The following is a 2,989-nucleotide window of genomic DNA, read 5'->3' as shown; positions in this document are numbered from 1 at the left end:
TGGATGGGAAGCGAGGAACATAGATTTATTGAAAATATAAACTACTCAATTTCAAAAGATACGATAATGGAGGTGGTATGGCAAAAAGGTCATTCTCTAAACTTTTCAGATAGTTTGGTTAAAGTGGAAAATATTGATCTTAAAGGATTTAAGTAATATTTGAAATCTGTAACAAGCTCTTAAATCGTGGTTGTATTTAGCTAGGACATCATGTGTTGCTTTATACTTTAATCGCCTTTCATTATCTTTATTAACACCTTAGCATCAACAAACCCCAATAACTATGAAATTAGGCGCCTTCTCCATAAGTCTCAGTGTTAAAGATATTAAAGCCTCAAAGCAGTTTTATGAAAACCTGGGTTTTACAGTCTTTGCAGGGGATATAGAAAAAAATTACCTGATCATGAAAAATGAAGGATCACTGATTGGACTCTTCCAGGGGATGTTTGAAAACAATATCCTCACCTTCAATCCGGGTTGGGATACCGATGCCAATAAGCTTAAAGACTGTGATGATGTCAGGTCTATTCAAAAGGAGTTAAAAGCCAGGGGAGTAAAATTGGAAAGTGAGGCCGATGAAACTACTACCGGCCCTGCAAGTTTTGTGGTACTTGATCCGGATGGTAACGCCATACTTGTTGACCAGCATGTCTAGAATCTCGAAGAATAACTGTGTTTATTCTTAAGCGAAACATGGTCATTAACCATTTCAAAATGGATGGTGATAACAGGCCTGAGCCTTCCCTACTTAAAAGTACACCACAAAATTCATGCAAGACGGTGCAAAAAGAATGCACCAGGGTGTAAGCTTTTACCCAAATCCATATTATTCCATAGCTTAAATTTCATAAATCACCAAACTCTTACAGGTGTTTAACTAGTTTTATCGCATATGTAAACCCGTATTATTGACTAGTTATGCATTTGTAAGGATAAAAATGCGTTATATACATACGGGTGTGCTTTAGAATATGAAGTGAAATATTTTGGTAAGTACCTTCAAATTATACTTGTACAAACTTAAAAAAAATCGCTATGAAACTAAGGAATTCAATGATTGTACTAGGTATAATTTTTACTGCATCAGGTTTTTCATCCTGTGTCGATGAGTCTGATAATATTGTACCTCAACCTGTAAATATTGAGGAGCCTGCAGCCACCATTGGCAATGAAGCAGAAGACCATGGCCCGATGTGACAGGCAATTTAATGAGATAATTAAACCATGTAAGGTATTGGCTATTATGAATTTGTATAGTGTAAGTGAAAACTTCTATTTGGGTGTCCATTTAAACAACCATCTAAATATGAAGTATGTCTTTACAACAATAGTGACAATATTGCTGTTCGCAACCTGCAGTTCGGAAGTAGCCAAACCTTCCAACCCACCTTTGCCTGAAAGTATTGAACAACTGAAAGCATTACTGGCGAATGAACCTAATGATGTAACCAAGTTGAGTATTTATTATGCACTTTACAAAGCGTATAATAATGCATCGGATATAAAAGCGGCATATGATTATCTCGCTTTGCAACGACAGTTGGCCATAAAAATAGGAGATAACCTTACTGCAGGTAAGTCCTGCTACAATATGGGCTTGATCAAAAAGGGTGAGCTTGACTACATTAAGGCGATAGAACTTTATCTGGAAGCGATAGGTCATCTTGAGAAGATTAAAGATACTCCACGAATAGCTGTGGTCTTGGATAATATAGGAAGCGTTTTTGTTGAAACAGGGAATTATGAATATGCAAAAAAATTTTATCAAAGGACGGCATCGATCCACAATACTACGGAAGATGCAGAAAACCAGTTGATTGCAAATTTGAACTTGGGAATTTGCCACTTTGCGATGTCAAAGCCCAACTATGATTCCGCCAAACTCTATTTCGAATCCGCATTATCTTTGACAGATGCATTAACAGACAGAAAGCCGTATTATCTAAATCGGATTTATAACCAAATAGGTAGCATGTATTATCGCGCTAAGCACTATCCGGAAGCTGTAGATCATTACCTTAAGTCACTCAGGTGTACAGGTGCAACCCATGGGGAGCAGCAAGCTATTGGCTATGCCAATATAGGGGAAGTATACATGGAGCAGGGATTATACGAAGAAGCAGGAAAATGGCTAAACAAAGCAATGACTTTGTCTAATGAGATGGAAGGTAGCCAGAGAATTGCCGGATTGCTTAATATCTTCGGCAGGCTGTACCAGCAACAGGGAGACCACAAGAAAGGAGTTCAATACCTCGAACAGGCGATAGAGGCTGCGGACAAAGATGTCATCAATGAGCACTTGCAGGAGTCCCTGCGGCTCATCAGGCAATCCTATACGGCACTACGAAAGGCCGATATGCCTGTGAGCATTGAGCAGTATGAAAATATATTGCTACTGGATGCCAGGCAGGATCTGTTGGAAGAAGAGCTGGTGGATAAAACTAACTATAAGGCACTACAGGCAGCATTGGGGCTTTCAGTGGAGCTCGATTACGAGAAAAAACAGAAAAAAGCCGAGACACTATTAAACTCCCTGTACAGCTATACGGTCATAACGCTTTTTACGCTCGTAATAGCTGCAGGGGTAATACTGTTTATAGCCGGTCGTAAAATATACCGGATCAGGCAAGTGCTTAAATGGTAAATACGTGGTGCTACAGTCTTGTAATTTCCCGTACTGCCCCCTGGTCCGCTACGGACACATTATGATCTTGAGCGTCCGCTCAATTATTGAATATTGCACAAAATACTGCGAAATACATAGTGTTTTGACCCCGAATGGCCTATTTTCTTCCAATGTTTTTAAAGATAGCATTTACAGAATTAGCCCGGGCGGACGCCCTATATCATCTTAGGTCGTAGGATCGCTGCGCTTAACTACCAGATGGGAGTTGCAACACTTGAGCCAGAAGGTGATTGCTACTCCACTAAAAATAATCCCTTAAGGTTCTGAGCCATGTATATGTCTATGTAAGGTTCTTTGCAGATT

General features: G+C 39.4%; 3 protein-coding genes. All 3 read left to right on the top strand.

The genetic code is table 11. From position 1 onward, the window contains the following. Window positions 1–283: 283 nt before the first annotated feature. Entirely contained in the window at window positions 284–655 is a 372-nt protein-coding gene (locus E1163_RS01325) for a VOC family protein (RefSeq protein WP_155168725.1), read from the top strand. Window positions 656–1,035: 380 nt separating this feature from the next. Then, window positions 1,036–1,197 carry a hypothetical protein gene (locus tag E1163_RS01320; RefSeq protein ID WP_155168724.1) on the top strand — a complete coding sequence of 54 codons (162 nt, stop codon included), beginning with the start codon at window positions 1,036–1,038 and terminating at the stop codon, window positions 1,195–1,197. Window positions 1,198–1,306: 109 nt separating this feature from the next. Further along, complete coding sequence (locus E1163_RS01315; protein ID WP_185155913.1) at window positions 1,307–2,644, top strand: tetratricopeptide repeat protein; 1,338 nt, start codon at window positions 1,307–1,309, stop codon at window positions 2,642–2,644. Window positions 2,645–2,989: the final 345 nt, after the last annotated feature.

Source organism: Fulvivirga kasyanovii, from assembly GCF_009711405.1.
Lineage (GTDB): Bacteria > Bacteroidota > Bacteroidia > Cytophagales > Cyclobacteriaceae > Fulvivirga > Fulvivirga kasyanovii.
The sequence above is the reverse complement of the archived record's forward strand: the minus strand, read 5'-3'. Positions and strand labels throughout refer to the sequence as shown.

Coding starts and splice junctions, on each gene's coding strand:
- E1163_RS01325 (WP_155168725.1), top strand. CDS start 284: ATGAAATTAGGCGCCTTCTCCATAAGTCTCAGTGTTAAAGATATTAAA.
- E1163_RS01315 (WP_185155913.1), top strand. CDS start 1,307: ATGAAGTATGTCTTTACAACAATAGTGACAATATTGCTGTTCGCAACC.
- E1163_RS01320 (WP_155168724.1), top strand. CDS start 1,036: ATGAAACTAAGGAATTCAATGATTGTACTAGGTATAATTTTTACTGCA.